We start from the raw sequence: 26,734 nt of genomic DNA, 5'->3' as shown, positions 1-26,734 counted from the left end.
TATGGTACAATTATTCGTTAGTGCTTGTTGGCTTTTAGATAACATGTACACGAAAGGAGATAGGCGCTTTCATTGCGCCATTTTTTATGAATATAATTATTAGTACTCTTAATGCAAAATACATCCATACATCTCTATCCATACGATACCTGAAGGCTTATGCCCAACCGGAATACGATGCACAGCTTGCGGAATACACCATCAAAGATCCGATTATGAACATCGTCGGCGACCTCTATTCCAAAAAGCCGGATGTAATCGGATTCAGTTGTTATATATGGAATATCGAAGAAACCATGAAAGTCGTGGCGATGCTTAAAAAGATCAATCCTGAACTGGTTATCATCCTCGGTGGTCCTGAAGTGACCTACGATGTTCATGATTGGCTAGATCAAATTCCAGGTGCTGATTTTATTGTCATTGGCGAGGGGGAAGTAACCTTCAAGGACCTGCTTTCCGAAATTGAAGGGGAACACAACTATAAGAAAGTTAGTGGAATTGCTTATCGGCAAGATGGTAAAAAGGTGATTCAGCCCCAGAATGGCAAGGTGGACCTGAAATCCCTTCCCTCACCATACCGTTTAGAGGAAGATCGTAATGAGATATCCAAACGGGTGACGTATATCGAGACAAGCCGTGGCTGTCCGTTCAGCTGTCAGTTCTGCCTATCATCGATTGAAGTGGGTGTGCGCTATTTTGACCGCGAAAAAATTAAAGAAGACATCAGGTATTTGATGGATAATGGGGCAAGAACGATTAAGTTTGTCGATCGTACCTTTAACATTAGCCGGAGCTATGCGATGGAGATGTTCAGGTTTTTAATTGATGAGCATCAACCTGGAGTCGTTTTTCAGTTCGAAATCACGGCTGACATCATGCGCCCGGAAGTCATTCAATTCTTGAACGATCATGCGCCTGCCGGATTGTTCCGTTTTGAAATCGGTGTACAGTCTACGAATGATCATACAAATGATCTCGTGATGAGAAGACAGAATTTCGAAAAGTTGACCCGAACTGTCACGATGGTAAAAGACGGACAGAAAATAGATCAGCATCTCGATTTAATTGCTGGCCTGCCTGAAGAAGATTATTTTTCATTCAGAAAGACCTTCAATGATGTTTTTGCACTACGCCCCGAAGAGATGCAACTCGGATTCTTAAAAATGTTGCGTGGCACTGGGCTGCGAATTAGAGCGGATGAACACGATTATATTTACAGTGATCATGCCCCTTACGAAATCCTGGGAAACAATGTTTTAACCTTTGATGATATTGTCCGCATTAAACAAGTCGAAGATGTCCTTGAAAAATACTGGAACGATCATCGAATGAACCATACAACCGAGTTTCTTGTAGAAACGGTATTTACCTCCCCATTCGACTTCTTCCAGGAATTCGGCACCTATTGGGATGAGCAGGGCTGGTCACGCATTGGGCATCAGCTTGAAGATTTATTCAAGCGATTAGAGCTATTTTTGATTAAAAGGGAAACCGATCAATTGAATAATGTCATCGGTCTCATGAAATTGGATTACTTTAAGAATCAAAAATATAAGCCACGTAAACCTTGGTGGGAAGCCTCTTTAGATAAACATGGCCGTTCTAAGATTTATGAAGAAATTCTTAAGCATCCCGAGCACCTAGGAACCGATTTCAGGGATTTACAACTGAACGAAAAGGAAATATATAAGCATACCTTGATTGAAGAACTTCCGTTTGATTTAGAAACCTACTTAACGGATGGGACCATAATTGAACAACCTTCCATCATGCTTGCCTATTTTGATCCAAGTGGTAAAGGTTCTCGCATCTTTTCACTATCTAAGGCTGAAAGCACAATACAATAAGAATAAGGACGGACCCCTGTTTGTGGGGTCCGTCCTTATTTACTTTTTGTTATTTTTCGCGGCCAGTATTTCATAGATCTCGGTTGCATTCATATCTTCACTAAATTCCATACCGAATTCCGTTCGTACGTACTGGGCCTTATCTTTTTTCTCTGGTTGTTTACGTGTTTGTTTATTCATTTAACTTCTTCCTTTTCTGCCTTGTTTAGAGTTACGGTTTGCACCCTTCATGACATTTTCATCGGCTGCAAATTCATTTGAAAATTCATCTATTCCTTGATTCTTCTTCGGCGTTTTACTGGCTTTTACAGCCCCATCAACATTGGCTTTCCTTTTCATTTTCATTCCACCTCTATAAAAAAAGTTAACATTATAGAATGGGGTAATTCCGTTCAAAATTATTCACGGATAATATATCGTCATTCGCGTACATTAAGACTAAAAACGGAGGAGGATATAATGAAGAAAAAACTTGATAACCCAATTTTATCAGATACTCAGCCACATCAAATCAATGCACCTAGCTTCAAAAACACTGGAATAAAACCAGAAGCACCATTTGTGAATGAGTATGGAGTGGTCATTGGGGACAGCAAGTACGCCTCAGACAATTCACCGCTTGAAAATTGGAGTGAGGATACAGACCCGGAAATCATGGCTGGTGATGAATGGGTCCACCCGACAAATGATATTGGCTGGAACTCGACTGAAAATCGGGAACTATTAGAAGCCAAACGAGATCCTCAAGCCCCTTTTTTCCATCCCGATAAAGATGTCAGCTCGGAAACGGATTAAGCTCTCGCAAATTTAAGGGCATCCTGAAACTTCAAGGACACCCTTTTTCCTTATTTAATCTGCAAAATCAATTTCCCTTTCGTTTGACGCGCGTTCATTTCTTCATGAACCGCTGCAGCCTGTTCGATTGGATAAATACCTCCGATGGTCATCTTTAGTTTACCTGAGGCTACATAAGAGAAAAGTTCTTCGATACTCGGTACAAGCAAATCCGGTCTTTTCATGATCTGGGGTAGGAAAAAACCTATGACGGATTGATTACGGCGCATTAAATTCTGAGGATTCATCGTATATAGCTCACGACTAGCATTGCCAAAAACGACTATGCGACCAAAAGGAGCCAGACATTTCAGGGTCTTATTGAAAATGTCCCCTCCTGCCATTTCAAGGGCAACATCCACGCCCTTACCGTCTGTCGCCTCTCTCACTTCGAGCTCCCATCCCTCTTTCGTATAATCAATGAGTACGTCCGCCCCCATCTCTTTTGCGAGTTCCAGTTTTTCTTCGGTGCTAGCTGTGGCAATTACTTTCCCTGCCCCGAAAATCTTTGCAAGCTGGACTGCAATCGTTCCAACGCCCCCGGCTGCTGCATGGATAAGTACCGCTTCCCCAGCCTGCAGGCGTCCCATCGTCTTTAAGATGTGATACGCACTTAGCCCTTGAAGGGGTAAAGCAACCGCATCATGGAAAGAGATTTCAGCCGGTAATGGAATGGCGGAGAATTCATTGGACAAGGCATATTCGGAATAGCCGCCTGATTCAATCAAACTCACAACCCTAGTTCCAGCCTTGATCTTGGTTACTTTTTCGCCTACTTCCACCACAACCCCTGCCACTTCTGCACCTGGAATAAACGGGAGCGGCGTTGGTACGACATATTGCCCTTCTCGCCGGGCTGTATCGGCATAGTTAACCCCGACACAGTCAATTTCAATCAACACTTCATATCCGGTAGGCGTGGGTTTTTCCTTTTCTGTCAACTTTAGAACTTCAGGTCCACCATAGGCTTCAAATTGTATGGCTTTCATCTTCTTCCCCCTCTTTTAGTTCCCCGTATATTTCGGCTTTCGTTTCTCTTTGAATGCAGTAACCCCTTCTATATGATCTTCAGTTGTCCCCATTAGGGTTTGGGTAATCCGTTCCTGTTCAAGTATTTCCTCAAGTGAAGCCGTAAACGAATGACTCACAAGTTTTTTCATCATTCCATAGGCTTTTGTTGGCCCATGTGCCAGCTTGTCGGCTATCTTTAACACTTCTTCTTCAAGTTGATTCAATGGAAATACATGATTGATAACGCCTAACTGATGTAAACGTTCGGCCGAAATCGGTTCGGCCGAGAAAAAGAGTTGTTTGGCAAGATGCGGTCCCACTAATTTGGGTAAAAAGTATGAACCACCTCCATCCGAAATTAACCCTACCTTTGAAAAACTCATAGCAAATTGGCTATCCTCTGCAGCCACGATTAAATCGCAAGCAAGTGCCAAATTAAAACCAGCCCCTGCAGCAAATCCATGTACCGCGGCAATAATGGGAACCTCGCAGGAATCCATCGCCAATATACAATCATTCAGTTTACCGACATGGTCATACATTTGTACGGCAGTGGCCTGGCCCATCGATTTGACATCCCCTCCGGCGGAAAATGACCGTCCGGCTCCCCTGATTACGATGGCTCTTATTTGAGAATTCTGCCGAACATCAACAATCGTATTGGTTAAGTCCGCTATCATATCCGGACTAAAGGCATTCAAACTTTCAGGCCGGTTCAAAGTCACCAGCAATACATGATTGGAAACCTCCGTTAATAAATGTTCTCTTAACATGTCTTCATCCCCCTTTATTTGATTAACCATCCACCATCCACTAAAATATCGGTGCCTGTCATGTATGAGGCTTCAGGTGAAGCGACAAATGCGATGACGTTACTGATTTCCTCTGCCTTCCCTACTCTTTCGAGGACCGTGTTTCTTTGTATCGACTTCAGGAATTTCTCATTCTGCAAGCCATCCTCCGTTAATGGAGTTTCAATGAATCCCGGTGATACCGAATTAACCCGGATTCCGTATGGAGCCAGTTCAAGTGCCAATGACTTCGTCAGACTAAGTACACCAGCTTTAGCAGAACTGTAATGCGGGATATGGGCCCCTGCTTGATGGGCGGATAGTGAGGCCGTGTTGACGATGGCCCGATTGCCGGCAGAGTCAAGTTCATGGCTTGCCGCTTCTTTCATCACCTTCCCTAAATATTTTGAGACAAGAAAGACACTTTTCAAATTGACATCTTGGATCATATCCCAGACTTCTGTGGAGGTATCTAAAAGTTTGGAGGACCTCGATCCTCCCGCGTTGTTTATCAAAATATGAAGATCCCGGTATTGTTCGGTAACATACATGGCCAGCTCTTTAACGTCTTCCTCATCCGTAACATCAGCAGGAAAAATGTCAGCCAGCGGGATAGTATGGCGGGCATTGATCTCAGCCGCCACTTCTTTCAGCTTCCTTTTCGTCCTTCCTACTAATAAAACCTGTGCACCCTCATCCGTTAACCTTAATGCTGTCGCTTTCCCAATACCCGAACCTGCACCTGTTATTACAGCAATGGATTGTGAGAATCTCATTGTTTCACACCTTTCCTTCTTACCTTATCGACCCTTTATGTCTGCTGCCTATTCTTCACAGTTTGTATTTTTCCATTTATCAACTCCGGAACAAGGGTTATCGACCCTTTTTGAGTTGCCAACCTCAAATCGCCATTTAAATCATGATCTTCAAACAGCTGACCAACATGCGAAGTTTGGAGGATTTCAAAGGCACTGTTGATATTCGTGCTATAAAAGGCACATGCTGCTTTCGCTGCATCATTTAACAGGAACGCATCTTGTGTCCCATTGACCAAACAATGAATCAAATGGCCGGCCCCATAAAAATCTTCCATACTGAATTCACCCGAATTGCCCGAACACACAATAACAATGGTTTCCGTTTGGTGAACGTTTTTGATTTTTTCTGCAACGGATGGATTATTCAGTAAAGAGGCAATATACACCTTTTTGGCCGAACTTGATTTTTGTAGGGCCACTGTGCCATTAGTTGTCGATAAGACAAGCGTTTTACCCTGAACTAGCTTATTCAACAGCGTCGGACTCGGATAGATGAAGCCCTCAATAGGTTGGGCCCTCATTTCCCCGGCAAGGAGGCATTCCCCTTGAGTCATATCTTTGCTTTTCAATTCGGCATCGGCAGGGCTCAGGACAGGGATTACCTGCTCCGCTCCATTATGAAGAGCAGACACGATGGTCGTGGTTGCTAATAGCACATCTAGTACGATGGCGACTTTCTCCCCATCTAGAAGCTTGTCCCTGTTGATTTCTTCTTTTTTCAATAGCAAGTGTATATGCTGCATCGTCTGTTTCATCTAATCAGGCTTCCTTTGCGGCTACGTGGGCAGCATGAGTAATTAAACTTTTCACCATTTTCCCCAATGAAGAAAAGCGTATATCCTTGGTCTGCCCCAATTCATACCGATAATAGATTTGCTGAAGAATCACAGCTAACTTGAAATAGCCAAATGTCAAATAATAATCGATGGTAGAAACGTCTCTACCGCTTCTCACAGCATAGGCTTCGATAAATTCATTCCTTGATAAAAAACCATCCATAGTAGTAAGCGATGCTTGGCCCAAACCGGATTTGACCATTTCTGGGTCGCCACTTTCCGTCCAATAGCTTAAGGCAACGCCTAAATCAGCCAGCGGATCACCGACCGTCGACATTTCCCAATCAAAAAGACCGACCATCTCGCTTAAATTCTGGTTGAACATCGCATTATTGATCTTAAAGTCATAGTGAATGATCGAGGTTTGACTATAACGCGGCATATTCTTTTGTAAATAAGCAACGAGCGGTCCCACTTCCTTGATTTCATCCGTCTTTGCCCGTTCATATCGGGAAATCCACCCGTGTACCTGTCTCTCCATAAATCCATCAGGCTTTGAAATTTGAGCTAATCCCGTCTTTTCATATGGAATGGAATGAAGATCCGCAAGCTGATCCACCATGATAGTGGATAGTTGACGGCACTTTTCCACAGTCGGGACAATATCTTTAGGAAACATGGAATCTATTACTATTCCATGTTTTCTTTCCATTAGAAAAAAAGGGGAGCCCACAACCGAGACATCATCCGAAAACAGGATGGGTTCAGGCGCTGCTTGAAAATACGGATGGATGGAAGAAAGAATATGGTACTCCCGTTTCATATCATGGGCTTTTGGAGCGACCGGACCAAGTGGAGGTCTCCTCAATACTGCTTCCCACTCACCGACTTTAAGTTGATAGGTCAAATTGGAATATCCTGTCGAGAACTGTTGCACTTCCAATGGATCATTTGGCAAATCCACTATCTTTTCCTGGAGGAATGCCTCTAGTCTTTTAACACCGAGCTCCTCCCCTGAACGAACAGGAATGGTATCATCCATCGTTCCCTTCACCCCTTGTACTTTAGTAAACTAGCTATGGACAATATGCGAGACTAATCTTTCTTTAATCGTTTCAGGAATGGGTTCGCTTTTTTGTTCCCCGAAATTAAAGCAAACCAATATCGCCGTTCCTTTTGCGATGGTCTCTCCCGTTTGCGAACAAATAATATCATGGCTCATCTCACAGCTTTTCGTCCCTACCTTTGTCAAATATGTTCGAACGGATAAGAGTTGGTTAAAGTACCCTTGGGTAATAAAATCGCATTTTGTCGAAGCAAGTAAGAAATTCCAGTCTTCGATATTCGAGGCCAATCCCAGCGCTTCAAAGAATTTCATTCGGGCCTCTTCAAGATAAATAAAATAACTGGTGTTATTGATATGTCCCAATGCATCCGTTTCAGAAAAACGCACGTTCACATTAAGTTCATGCATAATATACCTCCTAATTTTTAGCGATGGGAGAACGCGGGTTTCCGCTTTTCCAAAAATGCTGCAACTCCTTCTTTCACATCTTCCGTTTGAAAGATTTCCTCAAAAAGATTCGTTTCAAGCTCCAACCCTTGTTCAAGTGTGGATTCGCTCCCTTCATTGATGGCCTTCTTAATCCTTGATAGGGCCTGTAATGAATGCCTCGTCATTCGGGATGCCAACTTTTTAGACTCGTTTAACGCGCTTCCCACATCCACGACTTTATTGACGAGCCCAATTTTTTCTGCTTCCTGAGCAGAAAGTGGATCTCCAGTAAAGATCATTTCCTTCGCTTTAGCATTTCCTACAAGTCTCGACAAACGCTGCGTGCCCCCAGCTCCTGGAAATAACCCTAATTTCACTTCCGGTAAACCGATTTGCACGCCTACTTCGGCAACACGCAAATCACAAGCCAGTGCCAATTCACATCCACCACCTAAAGTCATTCCATTCAAAACAGCGATGGTCGGTTTAGGAAATTGGTCAATCTGAGTTAAAACCCCATGGCTTTCTCTTACCGTCTCCTTCATATTTGGATTGCCCATCATTTGTGGGAATTCTTTTATGTCCGCACCTGCGGCAAACGCCATATCTCCAGACCCGGTAATGAGCACGGCAACAATTTCATTATCATCTTTAAGTTGTGTGAAAACTTCGGACAATCCTTGAAATACCTGTCTGCTGATCACATTCAACGGCGGATTATCAATTGTCACAATCGCAAGCTGATTTTCTTTTTCCACTCTCACTAAGTTTGTCATACATTCTTCACTCCTTGATTTGTATAGTCGTACCAGCCTTTTCCAGTTTTCCTTCCTAAATTACCTTGTTTCACCTTTTCCTCTATACAGGCATTAGGTTTATCTTCTGGATTACCTGTTTCTTTATAACGTTGCTGCATAACGTAGTAACCCACATCAATACCAGACAAATCCATCAATTCAAATGGGCCAATGGGGTGACTTAAAGCTTTACGGCAAATCAAATCGATGTCCTTATAATCCGCTATCCCTTCTTCATATAAATAAAGGGCTTCCCGTTGCAACGCCCCCAATATGCGATTTGCGACGAACCCGGAAATTTCCTTGCGTAGTAAAATTCCTGTCCGATTCATTTTCTCCGTGACTTCTAATGCAAGCTTCGCTGTTTCTTCGGATGTTTGATCACTCATGACCACTTCCACGCAATCCATGACAAGAGGCGGGAAAAAGAAATGCATATTGATGAACTTATCCGGACGGTTCGTCACCCCGGAAAGTAAACTATTCACGATAGTCGAACTATTTGTCGCAAAAATGGTGTTTGCCGGTGCAAATTGCTCTAGTTTAGCGAAGACCTCCTGCTTCACTTCAATTTTTTCGACTACCGCCTCAATAATCAAATCGGCATTGCTGGCGGCTTTATTCAAATCGGTCGTAAATTGAAGACGGGTGAAGGCTGCCAATCTACTGTCTTCACTCAGCTTTCCTTTTTGCACCCATTTATTCATGATTGCCTCTAACTTTTCCTTTGCCGATTGCAAAGCAGTGTCCTGGACATCCTGTAATACCGTATTGAATCCGCCTAGGGCAGCAAGCATCGCAATTTGATGTCCCATCTGTCCTGCCCCGATTACCGATATCGACTGTATCTTATTGGTCGACATTGAGTCACCCTCCCTTTTTAACTCGTTTATTCATTAATTCCATGTAAAATCATTTCCATGAATATTTCGGCCACTTCCCGATCTGTCTTTTTTCCATCAGGGTCGAACCATTGATAACTCCAATTGACCACACCCAAAATGGCAAATGAGATAATAGAGGTATCAAGAGTAGAACGGAATTCCCCCCGTTTGCCCCCCTCTATCAACAATCCTTCTATTTTATTGCGGAATTCATCCCGCTTCGGAAGGATTTGATCCAATTTATCTTTGCTGAGGTTTTTCATTTCGCGGAAAAAGATGGTTGCACTCGACTTTTTGGACTTGATGCTTTTTAAAAGCATATAAACCATATCGAACAGCTTATCCTTACATCCTTTACTAGTATCCTGAAGAATCGTTTCCTGCCCAATTAGCAGTTCATTGATATAAGCGAGATGAATATCCATCAGTAGCTGTTCTTTACTTGTAAAGTAATAATAAAACGTTCCTTTTGTCACCCCTACCGATTCGACAATATCCTGAATGGACGTTTCGCTGAAGCCTTTCTGTTCGAATAAGCGTATGCCATGTTCCGTCATTTTATCTTTCATGTGTGTAATCCCCGCATTCTGTTAAACTATCAGTTGAATTGATACCATACGCTTTCGTACAATCATGCCTCTTCTTATTTCCTAGTCATTTCTTCTCTTAAAGCGCGCCTTAAAATCTTCCCGACATTTGTTTTTGGAAGTGCATCTCGAAATTCAACTAATTGAGGGACTTTATAAGCCGATAAGTTTTTCCGGCAATAATCGATGATTTCCTGTTCGCTGGTTTCCTGGTTACTTTTAAGAACAAGTACCGCTTTTACGCTTTCTCCCCTATACGCATCTGGAACTCCGATTACCACCGCTTCCTGGACGGCTGGATGCTCATAAAGTACCTCTTCCACTTCACGCGGATAAATGTTATATCCGCTAGCAATGATTAAATCCTTTTTCCGATCTACAATATAGAGATATCCATCCTCATCCACTTTGGCGATGTCCCCCGTATAAAGCCATCCATCTCTCAATGTGACCGCTGTCTCCTCCGGCATGTTCCAGTACCCTTTCATCACTTGTGGGCCTTTAACCACCAGTTCTCCCAATTCCCCTGGTGATACTTCACTCAATCCCTCCCCCAGGTCCACTACTTTATAATCCGTCGATGGGAAACCAATCCCCACGCTCCCTGGCTTTCTTTCAGCAAACGCCGGATTGCAATGTGTGGTTGGGGATGCTTCTGAAAGTCCATATCCTTCCAATATCTTCGCACCTGATTTCCTCTCGAATTCACGAAGCAACTCAACGGGCATCGGTGCACTGCCACTGTTACAAAGGTGTATAGAATCCATGCCGTATTCTTCGGCTTTAGGATGATTCGTCAAAGCGACGTACATTGTCGGTACTCCAGGAAAAGTAGTTGGCTGTTCACGCTTGATTGTTTCAAGTACTTCTTCTATTTCAAAACGAGGGAGCATAATCGAATCCCCCGCAGTATAAATGGACAAATTCATTGCAGACTGCATCCCAAACACATGGAAAAGCGGGATGACCGTCAACGTTCGTTCCCTTCCCATTTTCAACTCATGTTTAAAAAATTCATAAGACTGAATGACATTGGCCAAGATGTTGCGATGCGTCAACATGGCACCCTTGGATCGTCCCGTTGTTCCTCCTGTATATTGAAGGACGGCTATATCATTTACAGAATCAAATGAAACAGGGATTATGTTACCGTCACCCGTTTTCAAAAACTGGTCAAAAGCAACATCGGGTTGAAAATCCGCTTCAGATGGCTGGAGACTGACTACAATGACATTTTTCACATTCCCATTGGGGTGTACGCTCTTCACTTTTGGATACAATCCATCTAAAATGACAATCGTCTCGGCTCCGGAATCCTGTAGAATTTGCTGAAGCTCCCTTTCGACCAACATTGGATTGACTTGGGTAATGATTGCCCCTGCCGTCAAGGCCCCATAATAGGCGATAACGTATTGAGGACAGTTAGGTAGCATGAGGGCAACGCGATCACCCTTTTGCACTCCCTTTTTTTGAAGGGCGGAAGCAAAAGCCTGTGATGCAAAGAAGAGCTCTTTGTACGAAATCTTTCTCCCATAAAAAGTGATCGCTGTGTTGCTTGGATAGGACTCAAATGCCTTTTGGAGGATCTGTTGCACCGGGACTTCAGGGACTTCAATTTCCTTCAAGATTGAATCAGGATAAACGGACAGCCATCTTTTATTATTCATTACATACCCTCCAGCCATTTTTGATTCTATTTTCTATATGACATGAGAACCGCCATCAACAATCAGGATATTGCCCGTCACATAATCTGAAGCTTTTGAGGCGAGGTATACAGCAGCACCCTTCAAGTCATCCTCGTTGCCTAATCTTTTGAGCGGAGTGGAATCGAGAATAGGACTTTCCCCTTTAGCTAGCACGCCTTTCGTCATGGTTGTGGGAAAGAAACCCGGGGCTATCGCATTTATGTTGATATTATGTTGACCCCATTTAGCGGCTAAATCTTTTGTCAAGGTTATGACCGCTCCCTTGCTCGTATTATAGCCAACGGCATCCAGTATGTTTGGATTCGTACCGCCCAGACCGGCAACCGAGGCGATGTTTATGATTTTTCCATATCCCTGCTCAATCATGATCCTGCCAACAGTCTGGCACATGATAAAGGTACCCGTTACATTCACATTCATCACTTTGTTCCAGGCCTCAAGGGGCATGTCGATGGCCGATGCTCCCCAGGATGCACCGCTATTATTCACCAAGATATCGATGGAGCCAAATTTCCGGATCGTTTCATTCACGACTTCTTGTACGTCGGCAGGATTTGTGATATCGCATTTAAAGGAAAGCGCCTTTACGCCAAGTTCCTCCACGCGGGCGGCAACTTCATCGCACGCGGCCTTCTTTCTTGAACACAGGACGACATTGGCCCCAGCCTCGGCAAAACCGGTCGCTATCTGTTCGCCCAATCCCCTTCCACCGCCAGTAATTATCGCCGTCTTTCCAGTTAAGTCGAATAACTCGGTTATTTTCATATTTTCACCTCATCCTTTTGATACTTACGAAGTTCGATTTTAGCCACCTGTTGACGGTGTACCTCATCTGGGCCATCCGCTAGCCGCAATGTTCTAGCATTGGCCCAATGGGCAGCAAGCGGGAAGTCACCTGAAACCCCTGCAGCACCAAAGCCTTGGATTGCACGGTCTATCACCTTCAATACCATATTGGGAGCTACTACCTTTATCATGGCTATTTCAGCTTTCGCTTCTTTATTTCCAACAGTATCCATCATATAAGCAGCTTTTAAAGTCAAAAGTCTGGCTTGTTCAATTTCAATCCTCGAATCGGCCACCCACTCCATGATCACCCCCTGTTTCGACAAAGGCTTACCGAATGCTACACGTTCTTGTATACGCTTACATAATTCTTCAAGTGCTCTTTCAGCTGCACCGATTAGCCTCATGCAGTGATGGATCCTGCCAGGTCCGAGTCTTCCTTGAGCAATGGCAAATCCTTTCCCTTCACCCCAGAGGATGTTTTCAGAAGGGACCCTGACATTAGTAAATGTGATTTCAGCATGTCCATGTGGAGCATGGTCATAACCAAAAACAGAAAGCATACGTTCAATTTTGACGCCGGGTGTATCTAGCGGCACCAGAATCATCGATTGCTGCTCATGTTTGGGTGCTTCGGCATTGGTCTTACCCATGACAATTGCAATTTTACACCTCGGATCTCCAGCCCCAGATGACCACCACTTTCGACCATTGATGACGTATTCATCACCTTCCCTTACAATTCTGCATTCAATATTAGTTGCATCGGAAGAGGCCACTTCAGGCTCAGTCATCGAAAAACAAGACCTTATTTCCCCGGCAAGCAAGGGTTTAAGCCAGCGTTCTTTATGCTCATCCGTTCCATAACGAACCAAAACTTCCATATTTCCCGTATCCGGTGCATTACAGTTGAATATTTCGGGTCCTATCATGGATCTTCCCATGATTTCACAAAGTGGTGCATATTCAAGATTGGTTAAACCTGCTCCGTGTTCACTATCAGGTAAAAACAAATTCCAAAGTCCAGCTTCCTTCGCTTTACCCGTCAATTCAGATAAAATGGGCGGTATGGCACTCCAGCGACTGTTTTGTTTTTCTAATTCCTTTTGATAGACGGCCTCATTTGGATAGACATGTTGTTCCATGAAACCGATTAACTTTTTTTCTAAGTCCTTCACTTTTTGAGTGTGTTCGAAATTCACATTCATTCCTCCCTTTTACTAACTAACTGGTCGGTATGTTCATTCTTTTCCATTATATTATTATTTTTACAATATTTTCAATAATTAAATTTTATTTTCTGAAAATTGATTCATTATTTTAAAAGGTACCTCCTTTTTTTCACTGGTTTTGCAGGTAGGAAAGATACAAACAATTTTCGTTCCTTTTGCTCTCTCACTTGTTATGAACACTTTTCCCCCATGATTTTCAATGATCTTGAAACATACAGAAAGACCTAACCCCGTACCTGACGATTTCGTCGTGAAGAATGGTTCGCCAATTTTTTGAATCGAGTGTTCTGGTATTCCCTCCCCTTCGTCCAATATGCCTATTGAAACCTCGTGATCCTTTTCTTGAATATTGACAAAAATGTTACCACCATTCGCCATGGACTCAATCGCATTTTTTATAAGGTTAATTAGTACCTGCTTGATTTGATTTTCATCACAGTAAATTAAAATCGGGTCTTCATCAAAGTTTTTATGAATTTGGATATTATTAAGAACAGCATTTGTCTCCAACAACGTTAAAACATGATTGCAAATACCGATTAGATTTTTTTCCGAAAATTCAGTTTTACTAGGCTTCGAAAGTAACAATAATTCATTGAGGATTTGCTCGATTCGGCTAATTTCCGAGAAAATGATATCATAATATTCCTGTTTGTTTTCAGACCCATCTTTGATTAATTTTACAAACCCCAAGATGGAAGTCATAGGATTTCGGACTTCATGGGCAATACCAGCTGCAAGTTGGGCAGCTGTGGATAACTTGCTGGAGGTAATGGCTAAATGTTCATTCAGGCTTACAAGTTTTTCTTCTGCATGTTTCCTTTCATTGATTTCCGATAATATGCCCGCCGTCCCAATGAATTCACCACCGTCGTCATAGACTAATTTAACGAACGCTTCTACCCAAGACCCTTCATTATTTCGATTCTTCATTTTAATGTCGACACGGAAATATCGCTTTCCTTCACGGAAGGAATTTGCAAACGCTTTCAAAATGCGATGATAAGATGTCTTATCTATTTCTTTTGAAAAATGGAGACCCAGTGATTCATTGACAGTCCTTCCGCTCATCATTTTCCATGCTGGATTCAAATATTGCCATTTCCCTTTTTCATCCGTTTTAAAAATCACTTCGTTGAAGCTGTTAAGCAACTCTTTAGAGGATTTAGAAATAATGCGATAACGTCCTTCGCTATCTTTCAATAATTCAATGATCCTTTGTTTTTTATCATAGACGGCTCCTAACAACCATGCAACGGCAGCAATAATGGCAAGATAGAATATTCCTACTACAGGGACTTTCCGTGACTCGGCGTAAAGCCAAACTATATAGGGTAGTTGCAATGCGGAAAATAGGGTGGGGACAACCAGTCTGCCAACATAGGTATTCAATCTTACACCTCCCATACTAACAATAAAATTTTTTGTCCGATTCGCTCTGGATTTGGTTATATATGGTAAACAATCTCTTTAAAGTAAAATTCCATAAAATATCTGCAATTCCTGCTATTAACCAAAAAAACCTCTCCAATAACGGAAAGGTTCATCTTTATTATTTAATAATCAGCCAATTATGACACGCTCTTTAGGATAATGGTAGTTCTCTGTAACTTCTTTATGACCGATGATATAGAGGAAGGAGGTAATTCCAACCCGACCAATAAACATAATTATCATAATGACAACTTTGCCCACATTACTCAATTCCGGAGTAATGCCCATCGAAAGACCTACTGAACCGAAAGCGGAACAAACTTCAAAAATGATCTGCATCAAAGTGAAGTTCTCGCTTATAGTCAAAACGAAAATCGCCAGGATACATAGCAAGGAACCCATTATCATGACAGCCGTTGCTTTTCGGGTATCATCAGGATGCACTTCCCTTTTGAATACTTTAATGGACTTTCTCCCCCGCATGAAGTTCCACAAAAAGAGAATCATGATAGCAAGGGTCGTCGTCCGTATGCCACCACCTACAGAACTAGGCGATGCTCCAATAAACATTAGAATGCTCATCAGTAATAAGGTCGGTTCCGAAAACTCGCTAACAATCATCGTGGAAAGGCCACCACTTCTCGTATTCGACGACATGAATAATGAGTAGAAAAGTGATTCATGCCAGCTTTTCCCGTGAAAAAAGCCCTTGATTTCAAGGAGATAGATAAGGATGCTTCCTCCAATGATAAGACCAAAAAAAGTCACCGAGGTGAGCTTTGTAAACAAGGAAAAGTGAAACTTATAACTACGCGAACTATTCGACAAAAACTCTTTTAATTCGATTAAGACCGGAAATCCGATTGCCCCCAGAATCAGGAGGATAATCGTGATAAATTGGACGAAATAATCGCTTTTGAAAGGGATCATGGAAACACCACTAATATCAAAACCAGCATTTGTAGTGGAACTGACCGCTAAAAAGAGTCCATTGACCAAGGCTGACTTCCAATCTGGATAATAATTCAGGAAGTAAACACCTAAAATAAGAGCTCCAATTAATTCAATTACGACAAAAATCTTTATAATTTGAATCAATAACTTAACAAGACCCGAAAGATTAGTCTGATTCTGGTCAGTCATGATCAGCTGTCTTTCTTTGATCCCAATTTTCTTGCCTAAAATCAACCAAAAAAAAGTTCCAAGTGTCATTATGCCAATTCCGCCAAATTGGAGAACGAACATTAAGATGAAATAGCCCGTGTTACTGAATACCTCAGCTGTATTGACTACGGTTAATCCTGTCACACTTACTGCGCTAACCGCAGTGAAAAGTGCATCCATGAATCCCCATCTCACTCCAGGTTTTAGAGCAACTGGCAAACTAAGCAGTATTGTAGAAACACTGACGGCCATAAAGTAATAACCAACGATAAGTTGGGCTGGCGTTAATTTTGATAATAGCTTTTTAATAGCAACCATGCAGTTTTCCTTTCTTACTCTACGTAATCGATGATTGTTACAAAATCTATCTTAGTGTACTCTTTTTTCGATGATTTTTCCATTACCTTTTAGGAACTGACTTACTTACAACAATAAGGTAGGTTTACCAATAAATTTGACATCCGTCCTATAAGTAAAAACAACCGTTTTACTCATACTATAATTACAGCGGAAAAACCGCTGAACCAATAAGGGGGAAAATAAAATGGCTAATAATAGTAGCAGCAATAAACTTCTTGTGCCTGGAATTGAACAGGCCTTAGATCAAATTAAATATGAAATTGCTTCAGAATTCGGTGTTCAATTGGGTTCAGATACATCAGCCCGAGCAAATGGTTCGGTTGGTGGAGAAATCACAAAACGACTTGTCCAGCAGGCACAATCTCAGCTTAAAGGTCAATAATTAACCTAACTGAATATAATGGATAAGGGCCCAGCTATTAGCTGGGCTCTATTTATGGTGAAAATCGATTTCATTTTTCTTAGGGGAATGTTCACTATTTTGTTTTGTTGCTTTTTCTTTATGGGGTGGTTGTTTCGGTGCTTTTTCCTTTGGCAGTTGCTGCCTTGACGCCTTTTCCTTTTGCGGCTGTGGCTTTTGCGCTTTTTCCTTTTGCGGCTGTGGCTTTGGTGCTTTCACCTTTTGTGGCTTTGGCTTTGCTGCCTTTTCCTTTTGCGGCTGTGGCTTTGGTGCTTTCACCTTTTGTGGCTTTGGCTTTGCTGCCTTTTCCTTTTGCGGCTGTGGCTTTGGTGCTTTTTCCTTTTGTGGCTGTGGCTTTGCTGCCTTTTCCTTTTGCGGCTGTGGCTTTGGTGCTTTCACCTTTTGTGACTTTGGCTTTGGTGCTTTTTCCTTTTGTGGCTGTGGCCTTGACGCTTTTTCCTTTTGTGGCTTTGGCTTTGATGGCTCCTGCTTTGGTGCTTTTACTTTAGGATTATTCACCTTTTGTTTTTTCTGAGGCGATTCTTCCTTTTTTCTGGTTGACTCTTCTACTGAAGCCCTTAAAGATTTTACCGCTTTTTCCTTTTGCTCGAGCTCTTTATTTTTTTCAGGTATTGTTCCGGCTTCTTTTTTATGTAATTCACGTTTGCTACTATTATTTTCACTGTGTCTTGAATGATTCGCGTTACTTCCCTGTACCGGTTTCCTTGTGTCCCCTTTTTCCTTCTCCTTTTCCTCGAGCTTCTTTTCCACATATTTTCCGGTAGAAATCCCCTGCTCCCTTGCGTGTTTGCGGTCACTTTCTGTTGCTGGGATAACTTTCAGCTTTGTTTGGGCGATATTATCCTGAGTTGAGATTTTATTAATTTCTGATTTTAGGTTCTTATCCAGTTCTTTATTCTCATCCAATAAAGTTGTTGAAACCACAATTTGTTTTTTCCCTTTCAAATAACCAAGTTGTTTTGTGGTCTTCACGATACGATTCGTGACCGTTTTAACATTCTTGCCTTTCCAGTTTGAAATTTCCCTAATCACCAACTTCCCATCTCCATTAAGTCCAGTGAGCTTGAGAACCTCCAGTTCATCATTAAGTTCCAATTCAATACTTGGGTTCACATCGATCGTCATATAAGCCGAGACATGGTCAGAAAACAATGACGGAAGGAGGGAAATGAGAATAAGAAAACTGGATGTCAAGCTGAGCACGACGGTTTTCTTTGCTGAAAAATGAAAGGTGGAAAAAGAAAAATTAAACGATGGTTTAACAGTCGAAAAGGTAATTTCCTCTCCTACTTTATAGGGCCGGGCTTTCCTTTTAGTTTTTAAGAACTCGCCTTCAGGGGTTAAAAGAGTGACAAAACGTTTATTTATAGAAAGAACAACTCCTTTTTTCATCCATTAATCACCCCTTTAATATACTCGTTCAAGTACAGGAAATCCCCATTCAGTATTATGGCCACAGCAATGATATACTTTCGGTTCCGTTCAATTGTTTTTCGACTCACTTCCACCCTACCCTCTAGCTGCTTAACAGGAAGACGTTTCTTGGTAAACAGGATTTCTTTTAACTCGTCATCTTCCATTAGCATTTTAGCTATCATGATTGCTCCTTTCCTAGCATCAGCATGTTTCGGAGAAACTTCGACAAGATCGTCAAACGACAGACCAAAATCTTTTAATTCATTTATGTAAAGATGAATTTCTTCACTTCTTTTTTCTGATTCCAATTGCTTTTCATATTCTTGTATGGAATTTTTATCATCGAAATAACTTTGGTTTTGGTTATTTTCTTCGTCCACTGCAAGATCCACAGTCATTTCTTTACGTCTTGACTGGCTCCGCAAATAGTCAATAACCCTCCTTTTAACAAGGGTTTCTGCAAATGCCAGTAACGAACTTCCTTTTTCAGGAGAATATTTATCGATTGCTTCATTAAATGCAATCAATCCAATACTGAATTCATCATCTGTTTCATATATGTAACGTCTGCAAACGGATGAGACGGTTTTAGCTATAAAAGGCTTGAATGATTCTATGGTATCATTTCGAAGGCTTAAATCGCCTTGTTGAATTTTCAAGACGGTCGATTCTAAAGAACGCTTTTTTTTGAATGCTGTAAACAACAAACCAAGCATTTGTTCACCTCGCTCCTATTGATGCAAAATAATGCATCAACATCTTAATCTTAAGGGGAGCAAGCCTAAATGACAGTTCCAAAAGACCTATTTTCCGAAAATCACAGATTAAATTTTCGATATAACATGATAAAATGCTTAGTTTTTTCTCGTTTATTACATTAAAGTTACAGTTCAATAAAAAAATCGAAGTTTTCTAATGGTTTCATAGGACATTTGTCATTTTTATTACTTTAATTTAATATTTGACTCTTAAGCATAAATTTCGAAAATAGGATTATTTTTTTGTGGGTAACGCGGTCATTTTCCACAAAATGATTAATTTTCATTGCACAAAAAAATGTCAGGCGTGACTTTCACGCCTGACATTTTTTATACTTCTTGAATTTGTTTCTCTTTTTTACTCGAAATGACCCAAGCACCAACCGCGATTCCAACTAATACAACCCAGAAAATTGACTTCCAAAGGGTTGATTCAGGGAAATGCTGTTCTAAGACGCCGAGGGAAGGATGAGCTAGCGTGTAGACGGCCAATTTAACCCCTACCCAACCTACAATCAAGAAGGCTGCAGTTTCAAGCGATGGACGCTGATGAAGCAACTTCACGAATCCATTAGCTGCAAAACGCATGATGACCAAGCCTATCATCCCGCCGAGGAACATGACAGCAAATTGTCCTCCGTCAATTCCACCGACCTTCATCCAGCCTGTAGCAGGAAGTGTAACAGCTAATGCAACGGCTGCCAGCATCGAATCAATGGCAAATGCAATATCCGCTACTTCTACTTTGACGACGGTCATCCAGAAGCCGGATTGTTTCTTAGGTTTCTTGACTTCAGCCTCGCCTTTACCAGCATATTTCTTATAAAGATGCTGAAAAGCGATGAAGAGAAGGTAAAGCGCACCGAGTGCTTGAACTTGCCATACGTCGACAAGGAAAGAAATCAGGAATAAACTTGCAAAACGGAAAACAAAAGCTCCTAACAATCCATAAAACAAAGCTTTCCGTTGTTGATCTTTTGGTAAATGCTTAACCATGACAGCCATGACGACTGCATTATCAGCAGCGAGTATCCCTTCAAGTCCGACCAAGATAAGAAGGACCCATCCATATTCCAATAATAATGATACTTCCATATATTTTACCTCCAATAGTTTGTATTTTCCTCCCTATCGGCATTTGGCAAAATAAAAAGACCTCTGCCGTATAGGCAAAGGTCTTGCTGAACATGAAATCATGTCAACAAAGCCGATGAATGTCTCCATTCACGTAATGACGACTTTGTTTTAGGGCGAACCCTAACGCTACTCCCCTTTGATTAAAGGAAAATCAGTTATTAAGTATATTAGTAGTATACGTGCTACCCGCAAAAATAACAATCATTTTTTTCGTTTTTCTTTGGAAATCTTTAATAATTCCATATATTCTCTTCCAAATTTGATCCAATTGGTCTTGGCTGAAAAGTAATGTTGGAACAGCGATAAAAATCTTGGGTATTTCCCTTCATAAGGATACCACTGGATTTCCGAATTCTTTTTCCCTTTATCCTGCATGATCGCTTTTTCATGGCAGAATATCCGCATTCCCTGTTCCCCATGATAACGGCCAATACCACTTTGCTTTGCCCCGCCAAACGGCAGTCCATGATTGGCAACGGTTATCAAGACATCATTGATGGTCACCGCTCCTGTCACTAACTGACGGGCCACCCGGTTCGCTTTTTCCTCATCCATGCTCCATACGCTTGAGTTAAGTCCATATTGACTGTCGTTCGCAAGACGAACCGCCTCTTCTTCACTATCGAATGGCACAACAGGAAGAACCGGGCCGAATGTTTCCTCATTCATGATTTTCATCGAATGATCGACATTGGACAAAATGGTCGGTGGGATGAAATAAGTACTTCCCTTTTTCCAGTCATGCGGAATGCTGCCGGATTCCATGATGGCTCCCTTATTCAGTGCATCATCCAAGTGGTCTGCAACGATATCAAGCTGGGCCGGGAACGTCATCGAACCAACATCGTCCGTTAATTGTGTACCCTGCCTTAAAGCAGTCGTCTTTTCCTTCAGCAAGGACAGAAACTCTTTATAAACGGTCCTTTCCACATAAACCCTTTCCACACTCATGCACACCTGTCCACTGTTAGTAAAAGCTCCCCAAAGTGCCCCATTTACAGCACGTTCCAAATTGGCATCACCAAATACGATCATCGGATCCTTTCCACCAAGTTCGAGCGTAGTGGGGATTAATTGTTTAGCCGCCACTTCACCGATAATTTTACCGGTCCTTACAGAGCCGGTAAAAAATATATAATCGGGTTTTTGTTCCGTCAATGCCGCCCCTAGCTCTTTTCCGCCATGGGCAAATTGAATGACGCCCTCCGGAAATCCAGCTTCTTGAAACAAGTCATCCATGCTTATACCCACTAAAGGGGTCACCTCTGAAGGCTTGGAAATGACCGTATTTCCACCAATTAAGGCATTCAGTATCGGCACCATCGCCAGTTGGAAAGGATAATTCCAAGGTGAAATGACAAGGACCGTCCCACGTGGCATATATTCAATATAGGATTTCTTACCAATTAACATGAGTGGGGTTGATGCCTTCTGCCTCGAAAGGGCTTTTGCAGCATGTTTTTCAATATGCTTGATCGCATCTATCGTTGGCATGATATCTGCCACAAGCGCTTCTATCTTGACCTTCCCCGTATCTTTCGAAATCGTTTCTGCTAGTTCATCCATCTTTTCCACCATCAAAAAACGAAGGCGCTTTAAATAGTTCAAGCGTTCGGCGATGGGTAGTTTAGACCAATTCAGAAAAGCCTGCCTTGATTTTATATATAATTGAGGAATGGACTCCAGTGGGGTTTCATCAAGTTCCGCTATTTTCTTTCCTGTTGCCGGAGAATACACTTCCCACTTTTTATGTAGTTCTTCCATAATGTCTCCCCTTGCTTCACCTTATTTTTATCTGGTATCTTTTTTCGTTTTTGTTTCTTAAATAAAATTCGACCATGGCCGGTACGCCATCCTTGAAATTCGGGCAAGCAATTCCAGATCCCGCTAAATCAGCCTGTGCTTTTGTACAATCGAATCGTCCCTGCCATGTGAAGTAATCCAATGCTTCTTTTTCTACACCTAAATATGTCCGTACAGGACGGATCGATAAAAAGGCCTGGCTTACCGCCATTGGCATATGACCCTTTGGTTTCTTCTTATATAATTCACCAACAAAAAGTTCATAAATCTCAGTGGCTTTACAAGGACTCGGATCGGTTAGATGATACGTCTTACCTACACCTTCTTTATATAATGCCAGATAAGCGGTTGCCTGTATAATATAATCAACTGGCACAAGATTGACAACGGTCTCCCTTTCCGACGAGATATATGGGTACATAGGCAGGAAACTTAGACGATCTAGGAAGTTGAGGATAAAATATGGCCCGTCAAATTTGATGGTTTCCCCTGTCTTGGAGTGTCCCTTCACGATCCCTGGACGGATGATTGTTGTGGGTACTTCGCTTTTTAATTGCTCGACCAGTAATTCTGCATCATACTTCGTCCGCTCGTAATGGTTCTTGAAGCTTTTCGGCAGTACAAGTTCATGTTCAAACAGGTCACCTTCCCGATTACCGGCAACGTAAGCGGTACTAAAATAGGTATAACGCACAAGGTTGGGGATCCCTTTGACCCATTCATTCACATGCTTCGTACCAACGACATTGACTAGCTGAGCAATTTTTTCCGGGACAGCCAAATCATATATCGCAGCTAGATGAAAAACATGCGTGATTTCTTGTTGAAGACTTTGACTCTCCGGAACAGCGATATTGAGGTTCTCTTTCGTGATATCTCCTATCACTAATTGGAATAGCACCTTTGCCCCGTCCAGTTCACTTTCTATTGTCTTGATTTCCGCTTCCGCTTTTCCCATTTGCTCAGGTAGTACAAGTAGATAGACTTTATCTACTGCCTCGTCCTGTTTTATAAGCTCCCTAATCAACTGATTGCTAATGAACCCTGGAAAACCAGTAAAAAAGTATATATGTCCCATCCTATCCCTCCCTTTAATTATCTTAATTGTAAGTTATTTGACAAATTATTACTATTATTCAAGGGACGAAAAGAAAAATATTGTTTTTTTAAAAGGAGTATCCAACCAGATTATCGAAAATAGAGAATAGTAGTATTCATGTGCATTAAATAAACCGGGTGTTTATATTCGATTCTTTAAGGTTAAATTCTAGTAAATGATTAAAATCATTATCTATCTAACCGATTTTCCGTTACTATATAAGAAGGCGAATTTTTCGCGCATACATATTCGAGGTGAGCGCACAAGTGAAAAGAATTATTAAAGCATATGATTTCCCAATTTTCATCGCAGTCACATTACTTTGTCTGTTTGGTTTAGTCATGATTTATAGTTCGAGCATGATTACTGCAGTTGCTCGATACGGCTTGTCCATGGATTTCTTCTTTGAAAAACAAAAAACGGCCTTTATCATCTCATTCATTGCCATGATCGTGACGATGATTCTTCCTTATAAGATGTACAAGCACAAAACGTTTTTAATGAGTATGATGTTTGGAATGGCTGGTATCCTTTTACTTCTATTCATCTTCGGCCATACGGCGGGTAATGCTACGAGCTGGTTTAAGATAGGAACAAAATCCATTCAGCCCGCGGAGTTTTCCAAGCTAGCCATGATTATTTATCTGGCCGCCATTTACGGTAAAAGACAGGATCGAATCAACAGCATCGATAAAGCCGTCATTCCACCGATCGGGTTTCTCGTTGGTATTTGCTTTTTAATTGCCATTCAACCTGACTATGGAACGGCTGCCGTCATATTTCTCATTGCAGTTACCATGGTCCTTTCGTCTGGCATGTCTTTTAAAAGTATCTTTAAGCTATCTATACTTACGATGCTATTAATCGGCCTTGTAGCTCTAGGCGTACTAGTGACAGGGAATTTTTCGAGTATTTTCACCGAGAATAAGGTATCCCGTTTTACCGGATTCGCTGATCCTTTCGGTACAGCCGGAGAAGACGGATATCAACTCGTGAACTCTTTATTTGCAATCGGTTCTGGCGGTCTTACGGGAGTCGGCCTTGGAGACAGCGTACAGAAGTATGGCTATCTTCCCGAATCCCATACCGATTTCATCATGGCCATCATTGCGGAAGAGCTAGGAATATTCGGTGTGGCTTTCGTCCTGTTGACACTCGGTTTCATCGTCTTAAGGGGCTTCATCCTTTCTGCAAAATGCAAAGACCCATTTGGCAGCCTTCTCTTGATTGGTATATCTTCCATGATAGGCATACAAGTGGGCATTAATGTTGGAGGCGTGACGGGGCTCATTCCCATTACAGGAATTACCCTTCCATTCATCAGTTATGGTGGTTCATCCTTACTCCTACTGATGCTTTCAATGGGTATCTACCAAAATGTCGTGATGAGAATGAACTTGCTTGAACAAAAAGAAAAAGTCATTACGACGGTTCCAACGGAAGATATTATCTCTTCCAAGTGAATTGGATAAAACCAATTTAACAAAAAAAGGGCTGCCCCAAACATCATCAAAGGTGACATTTGGGGCAGCCTTTCCTATTTCAAGAACTTCAAAGGGTAGCTACTGCTTACTATACTTTAGAAAAGGAGAGGTACTGATGAAAATTAAACTGTTCATTTTTTTAACGTCTTCCAAGGAACATAAGGAAAAAAATAGATCCGAAGTTGTAATGAAAACATTTGAATCATCCTTTCGTCCCTTTCTAGGAGATATCATCGAGGACCCTGGATTTGATGCTAAGTATCATAATGGGTACGAGGTCGTAAAAGTCACTGTTAATTATGAGAAAGATGAATGCTATGTATCTATGAAACCCGTGGCCATAGATTTAGAGGAATTGCCTATCGAAGATTATATAGATAAGCTTTTGGCGAACGGATGGAGTATTGTTTCAAAAGAAGAGTCTGTAATGTAAAAAAAGCGGTGAAGAAAAACCTTTCGTTTTCTTCACCGCTTTTTTTCTTACTTATTATAATGAATGCCGATTTTTGTGAATCCACTGATCAAACTAAGTAATGGACAGAGTAAACAGAAAAAAGCAAATGGTGCATACTCCAAGGTCGGAACATCCAGTACCTTTGTCAGAAAGACACCACAGACTCCCCAAGGTACAAGTGGATTCACTACCGTTCCTGAATCTTCAAGCACACGTGCCAGTGTCTTAGGATGCAACCCCAGATCATCATACTTTTGTTGGAAAGCCTTCCCCGGCAACAACACCGATAAATATTGCTCCCCAACAAGGAAGTTGGTACTGATTCCTGTAAAAACAGTTGCGGCAATTAACTTCGAAACACTCGTCAGCGAATCCTGAATGCTACTAAGAATAGATGGGATAATGCCCAATTCAAATAAAAGTCCACCCATGGCCAATGCCAATAGAACGAGAGAAATCGAGAACATCATGCTTTCAATGCCACCCCGGGATAAAATGGAATCCAGCTGTTCCATCCCACTATCAAGAACGAAACCGCTAAATAGAATATCAGCTAGCTTTGGAACAGTAAAACCCGGTGTTTGTAAAAAGGCAATGATTGCTGCGGAAACGATTCCTGCAGATAAAGTCGGGATGGCTGATATCTTTTTCAAAGCCATACCTAAAACGATGATAAATGGAAGCAAGCTCCATATACTGATATTCGTTTCCATCTTCAACGTACGGCTCATCACTTCTATTTCCTCTATCCGGGCTATATTGATATCAGGGGAAAGGAAGAAAAAGATAACCAGCGTGATAATAAATCCCGGAAGTGTCGTCCAAAGCATATTTTTAATATGTTCAAACAAAGATACGCCCACTGTTTCCGATGCCAAGTTCGTTGTATCGGAAAGTGGTGACATTTTATCCCCAAGAAAGGCCCCCGAGATAATGGCACCCGCCGTGATGGCCAGCGATAAATCCATGGCCGCCGCCATTCCGATGAAAGCGACACCTATCGTAGCCGAGGTGGTGAGTGAACTCCCGATGCACAATCCGAGAAGCGATGTCACCAGAAATGTCACTGCATAAAAGGATTCACCAGAAATCCAGTCAAATCCATAATACATGATGGTCGGAATTGTTCCGCTCGCCATCCAGATTGAAATTAACATTCCAATAAAGAAGAAAATATAGATGGCTCCCATACCGGAGACCGCCCCTTTGACGATAGCTGACTCCATGATTGAAAATGGAAGCTTTTTCACTTTCCCATAAACAAATAAAAAAAGGATAGCTACTATAATTGGAATATGAGGATCCAAGCCATAATGTATAATTCCAGTTGCTATAATCAATAATAGAATGGCCAAAACACCGAGTGCTTCGGGCAATGAGAGCTTAAGCTTCGCATCTTCAAGACGCATGATATTTTTCACCGCTTTCAAGTTAAATATTCTCGAGGTAAGAATCGCTCGCACTCACTTTCACTTAGACGCTTTTAAGCACTAAAGCATAGGTATAAATATATATAAGTTTTTCAATATTGTCAAAGGAATTTTATTCTATACGGTGCTCATAGTATCACCAAATTGCACGAATACCTTCTACGATTCTATTCATATGCATTATCCTTAAGTCTTCCCCTTTATTAC

General features: G+C 41.7%; 27 protein-coding genes and 1 riboswitch. Of the genes, 5 read left to right on the top strand and 22 right to left on the bottom strand.

All coding sequences use genetic code 11. The features are described from left to right. Positions 1–86: 86 nt before the first annotated feature. Complete coding sequence (locus ACIQXR_RS09270; protein WP_402867954.1) at positions 87–1,847, top strand: B12-binding domain-containing radical SAM protein; 1,761 nt, start codon at positions 87–89, stop codon at positions 1,845–1,847. 39 nt (positions 1,848–1,886) lie between these two features. On the opposite strand, the gene ACIQXR_RS09265 is transcribed toward ACIQXR_RS09270, so the two are convergent. Together ACIQXR_RS09265 and ACIQXR_RS09260 are read right to left on the bottom strand one after the other, a co-directional pair. Then, complete coding sequence (locus ACIQXR_RS09265; RefSeq protein WP_402867952.1) at positions 1,887–2,027, bottom strand: hypothetical protein; 141 nt, start codon at positions 2,025–2,027, stop codon at positions 1,887–1,889. Further along, positions 2,028–2,186, bottom strand: coding sequence for a hypothetical protein (locus ACIQXR_RS09260; protein ID WP_402867950.1), 159 nt, complete (start codon positions 2,184–2,186; stop codon positions 2,028–2,030). It abuts the gene before it with no gap. Between the two features lie 120 nt (positions 2,187–2,306). Here ACIQXR_RS09260 and ACIQXR_RS09255 point away from each other — a divergent pair, with 120 nt between their 5' ends. Next, entirely contained in the window at positions 2,307–2,642 is a 336-nt protein-coding gene (locus tag ACIQXR_RS09255; protein ID WP_402867948.1) for a DUF3905 domain-containing protein, read from the top strand. Between the two features lie 50 nt (positions 2,643–2,692). On the opposite strand, the gene ACIQXR_RS09250 is transcribed toward ACIQXR_RS09255, so the two are convergent. From ACIQXR_RS09250 to ACIQXR_RS09185, 14 genes are all read right to left on the bottom strand, one after another. Further along, positions 2,693–3,670 carry a quinone oxidoreductase family protein gene (locus ACIQXR_RS09250; protein ID WP_402867946.1) on the bottom strand — a complete coding sequence of 326 codons (978 nt, stop codon included), beginning with the start codon at positions 3,668–3,670 and terminating at the stop codon, positions 2,693–2,695. Between the two features lie 15 nt (positions 3,671–3,685). Continuing rightward, positions 3,686–4,465, bottom strand: coding sequence for an enoyl-CoA hydratase/isomerase family protein (locus ACIQXR_RS09245; protein ID WP_402867944.1), 780 nt, complete (start codon positions 4,463–4,465; stop codon positions 3,686–3,688). Positions 4,466–4,479: 14 nt separating this feature from the next. Continuing rightward, positions 4,480–5,259, bottom strand: a complete 780-nt coding sequence (locus tag ACIQXR_RS09240; protein ID WP_402867943.1) for an SDR family NAD(P)-dependent oxidoreductase — start codon at positions 5,257–5,259, stop codon at positions 4,480–4,482. A gap of 35 nt (positions 5,260–5,294) precedes the next feature. Beyond that, positions 5,295–6,056, bottom strand: a complete 762-nt coding sequence (locus ACIQXR_RS09235; RefSeq protein ID WP_402956086.1) for a 2-phosphosulfolactate phosphatase — start codon at positions 6,054–6,056, stop codon at positions 5,295–5,297. A gap of 4 nt (positions 6,057–6,060) precedes the next feature. Next, complete coding sequence (locus ACIQXR_RS09230; RefSeq protein WP_402956084.1) at positions 6,061–7,119, bottom strand: phosphotransferase family protein; 1,059 nt, start codon at positions 7,117–7,119, stop codon at positions 6,061–6,063. Between the two features lie 30 nt (positions 7,120–7,149). After that, the gene (locus ACIQXR_RS09225; protein ID WP_402867940.1) at positions 7,150–7,551 is read right to left on the bottom strand and encodes an acyl-CoA thioesterase; all 402 of its coding nucleotides are present in this window, start codon (positions 7,549–7,551) and stop codon (positions 7,150–7,152) included. Between the two features lie 17 nt (positions 7,552–7,568). After that, on the bottom strand, positions 7,569–8,348 hold the full coding sequence (locus ACIQXR_RS09220) for an enoyl-CoA hydratase/isomerase family protein (protein ID WP_402867939.1): 780 nt from the start codon (positions 8,346–8,348) through the stop codon (positions 7,569–7,571). Continuing rightward, the gene (locus ACIQXR_RS09215; protein WP_402956082.1) at positions 8,345–9,232 is read right to left on the bottom strand and encodes a 3-hydroxyacyl-CoA dehydrogenase family protein; all 888 of its coding nucleotides are present in this window, start codon (positions 9,230–9,232) and stop codon (positions 8,345–8,347) included. Before ACIQXR_RS09215 ends, ACIQXR_RS09220 begins: the two co-directional genes overlap by 4 nt. A 26-nt stretch (positions 9,233–9,258) precedes the next feature. After that, positions 9,259–9,822: a TetR/AcrR family transcriptional regulator gene (locus ACIQXR_RS09210; protein WP_402867937.1), complete on the bottom strand. Its 564-nt coding sequence runs from the start codon at positions 9,820–9,822 to the stop codon at positions 9,259–9,261. 74 nt (positions 9,823–9,896) lie between these two features. After that, entirely contained in the window at positions 9,897–11,507 is a 1,611-nt protein-coding gene (locus ACIQXR_RS09205; protein WP_402956080.1) for a long-chain-fatty-acid--CoA ligase, read from the bottom strand. A 33-nt stretch (positions 11,508–11,540) separates the two neighbouring features. After that, complete coding sequence (locus tag ACIQXR_RS09200; protein WP_403079842.1) at positions 11,541–12,314, bottom strand: SDR family oxidoreductase; 774 nt, start codon at positions 12,312–12,314, stop codon at positions 11,541–11,543. Next, entirely contained in the window at positions 12,311–13,480 is a 1,170-nt protein-coding gene (locus ACIQXR_RS09195; protein WP_402956487.1) for an acyl-CoA dehydrogenase family protein, read from the bottom strand. The genes ACIQXR_RS09200 and ACIQXR_RS09195 overlap by 4 nt, the downstream gene beginning before the upstream one ends. 141 nt (positions 13,481–13,621) lie before the next feature. Next, complete coding sequence (locus ACIQXR_RS09190) at positions 13,622–14,959, bottom strand: ATP-binding protein (protein WP_403079840.1); 1,338 nt, start codon at positions 14,957–14,959, stop codon at positions 13,622–13,624. Between the two features lie 171 nt (positions 14,960–15,130). Further along, entirely contained in the window at positions 15,131–16,483 is a 1,353-nt protein-coding gene (locus ACIQXR_RS09185) for a TrkH family potassium uptake protein (RefSeq protein ID WP_403079838.1), read from the bottom strand. Positions 16,484–16,709: 226 nt separating this feature from the next. On the opposite strand from ACIQXR_RS09185, the gene ACIQXR_RS09180 reads away from it, so the two are divergent. Further along, positions 16,710–16,907: an alpha/beta-type small acid-soluble spore protein gene (locus ACIQXR_RS09180; RefSeq protein WP_402867932.1), complete on the top strand. Its 198-nt coding sequence runs from the start codon at positions 16,710–16,712 to the stop codon at positions 16,905–16,907. Positions 16,908–16,955: 48 nt separating this feature from the next. On the opposite strand, the gene ACIQXR_RS09175 is transcribed toward ACIQXR_RS09180, so the two are convergent. The 5 genes from ACIQXR_RS09175 to ACIQXR_RS09155 form a co-directional block, all read right to left on the bottom strand. Then, positions 16,956–18,338, bottom strand: a complete 1,383-nt coding sequence (locus ACIQXR_RS09175) for an anti-sigma factor domain-containing protein (protein ID WP_402867931.1) — start codon at positions 18,336–18,338, stop codon at positions 16,956–16,958. Further along, positions 18,335–19,078 (bottom strand): RNA polymerase sigma factor SigI, encoded by a 744-nt coding sequence (gene sigI, locus ACIQXR_RS09170; protein ID WP_402867930.1) that lies wholly within the window; start codon positions 19,076–19,078, stop codon positions 18,335–18,337. Before sigI ends, ACIQXR_RS09175 begins: the two co-directional genes overlap by 4 nt. Positions 19,079–19,450: 372 nt before the next feature. Further along, the gene (locus tag ACIQXR_RS09165; protein WP_402867929.1) at positions 19,451–20,215 is read right to left on the bottom strand and encodes a TerC family protein; all 765 of its coding nucleotides are present in this window, start codon (positions 20,213–20,215) and stop codon (positions 19,451–19,453) included. Between the two features lie 88 nt (positions 20,216–20,303). Then, positions 20,304–20,404: riboswitch (yybP-ykoY riboswitch) on the bottom strand. A gap of 54 nt (positions 20,405–20,458) precedes the next feature. Continuing rightward, a complete protein-coding gene (locus tag ACIQXR_RS09160; protein WP_402867928.1) occupies positions 20,459–22,021 on the bottom strand; it encodes an aldehyde dehydrogenase family protein in 1,563 nt (520 codons plus the stop codon). 16 nt (positions 22,022–22,037) lie between these two features. Next, entirely contained in the window at positions 22,038–23,138 is a 1,101-nt protein-coding gene (locus tag ACIQXR_RS09155; protein WP_402867927.1) for an SDR family oxidoreductase, read from the bottom strand. 287 nt (positions 23,139–23,425) lie between these two features. Between ACIQXR_RS09155 and ACIQXR_RS09150 the strand changes: the two genes are divergently transcribed. Continuing rightward, the gene (locus tag ACIQXR_RS09150) at positions 23,426–24,622 is read left to right on the top strand and encodes an FtsW/RodA/SpoVE family cell cycle protein (RefSeq protein WP_402867926.1); all 1,197 of its coding nucleotides are present in this window, start codon (positions 23,426–23,428) and stop codon (positions 24,620–24,622) included. Positions 24,623–24,758: 136 nt separating this feature from the next. Next, the gene (locus ACIQXR_RS09145) at positions 24,759–25,076 is read left to right on the top strand and encodes a hypothetical protein (protein ID WP_402867925.1); all 318 of its coding nucleotides are present in this window, start codon (positions 24,759–24,761) and stop codon (positions 25,074–25,076) included. A 47-nt stretch (positions 25,077–25,123) separates the two neighbouring features. On the opposite strand, the gene nhaC is transcribed toward ACIQXR_RS09145, so the two are convergent. After that, positions 25,124–26,518, bottom strand: coding sequence for a Na+/H+ antiporter NhaC (gene nhaC, locus ACIQXR_RS09140; RefSeq protein ID WP_402868555.1), 1,395 nt, complete (start codon positions 26,516–26,518; stop codon positions 25,124–25,126). Positions 26,519–26,734: the final 216 nt, after the last annotated feature.

This window comes from Peribacillus sp. NPDC097224 (assembly GCF_044761985.1).
In the GTDB taxonomy this organism is placed as follows: domain Bacteria; phylum Bacillota; class Bacilli; order Bacillales; family DSM-1321; genus Peribacillus.
This window is presented reverse-complemented; position numbering and strand designations above follow the sequence as displayed.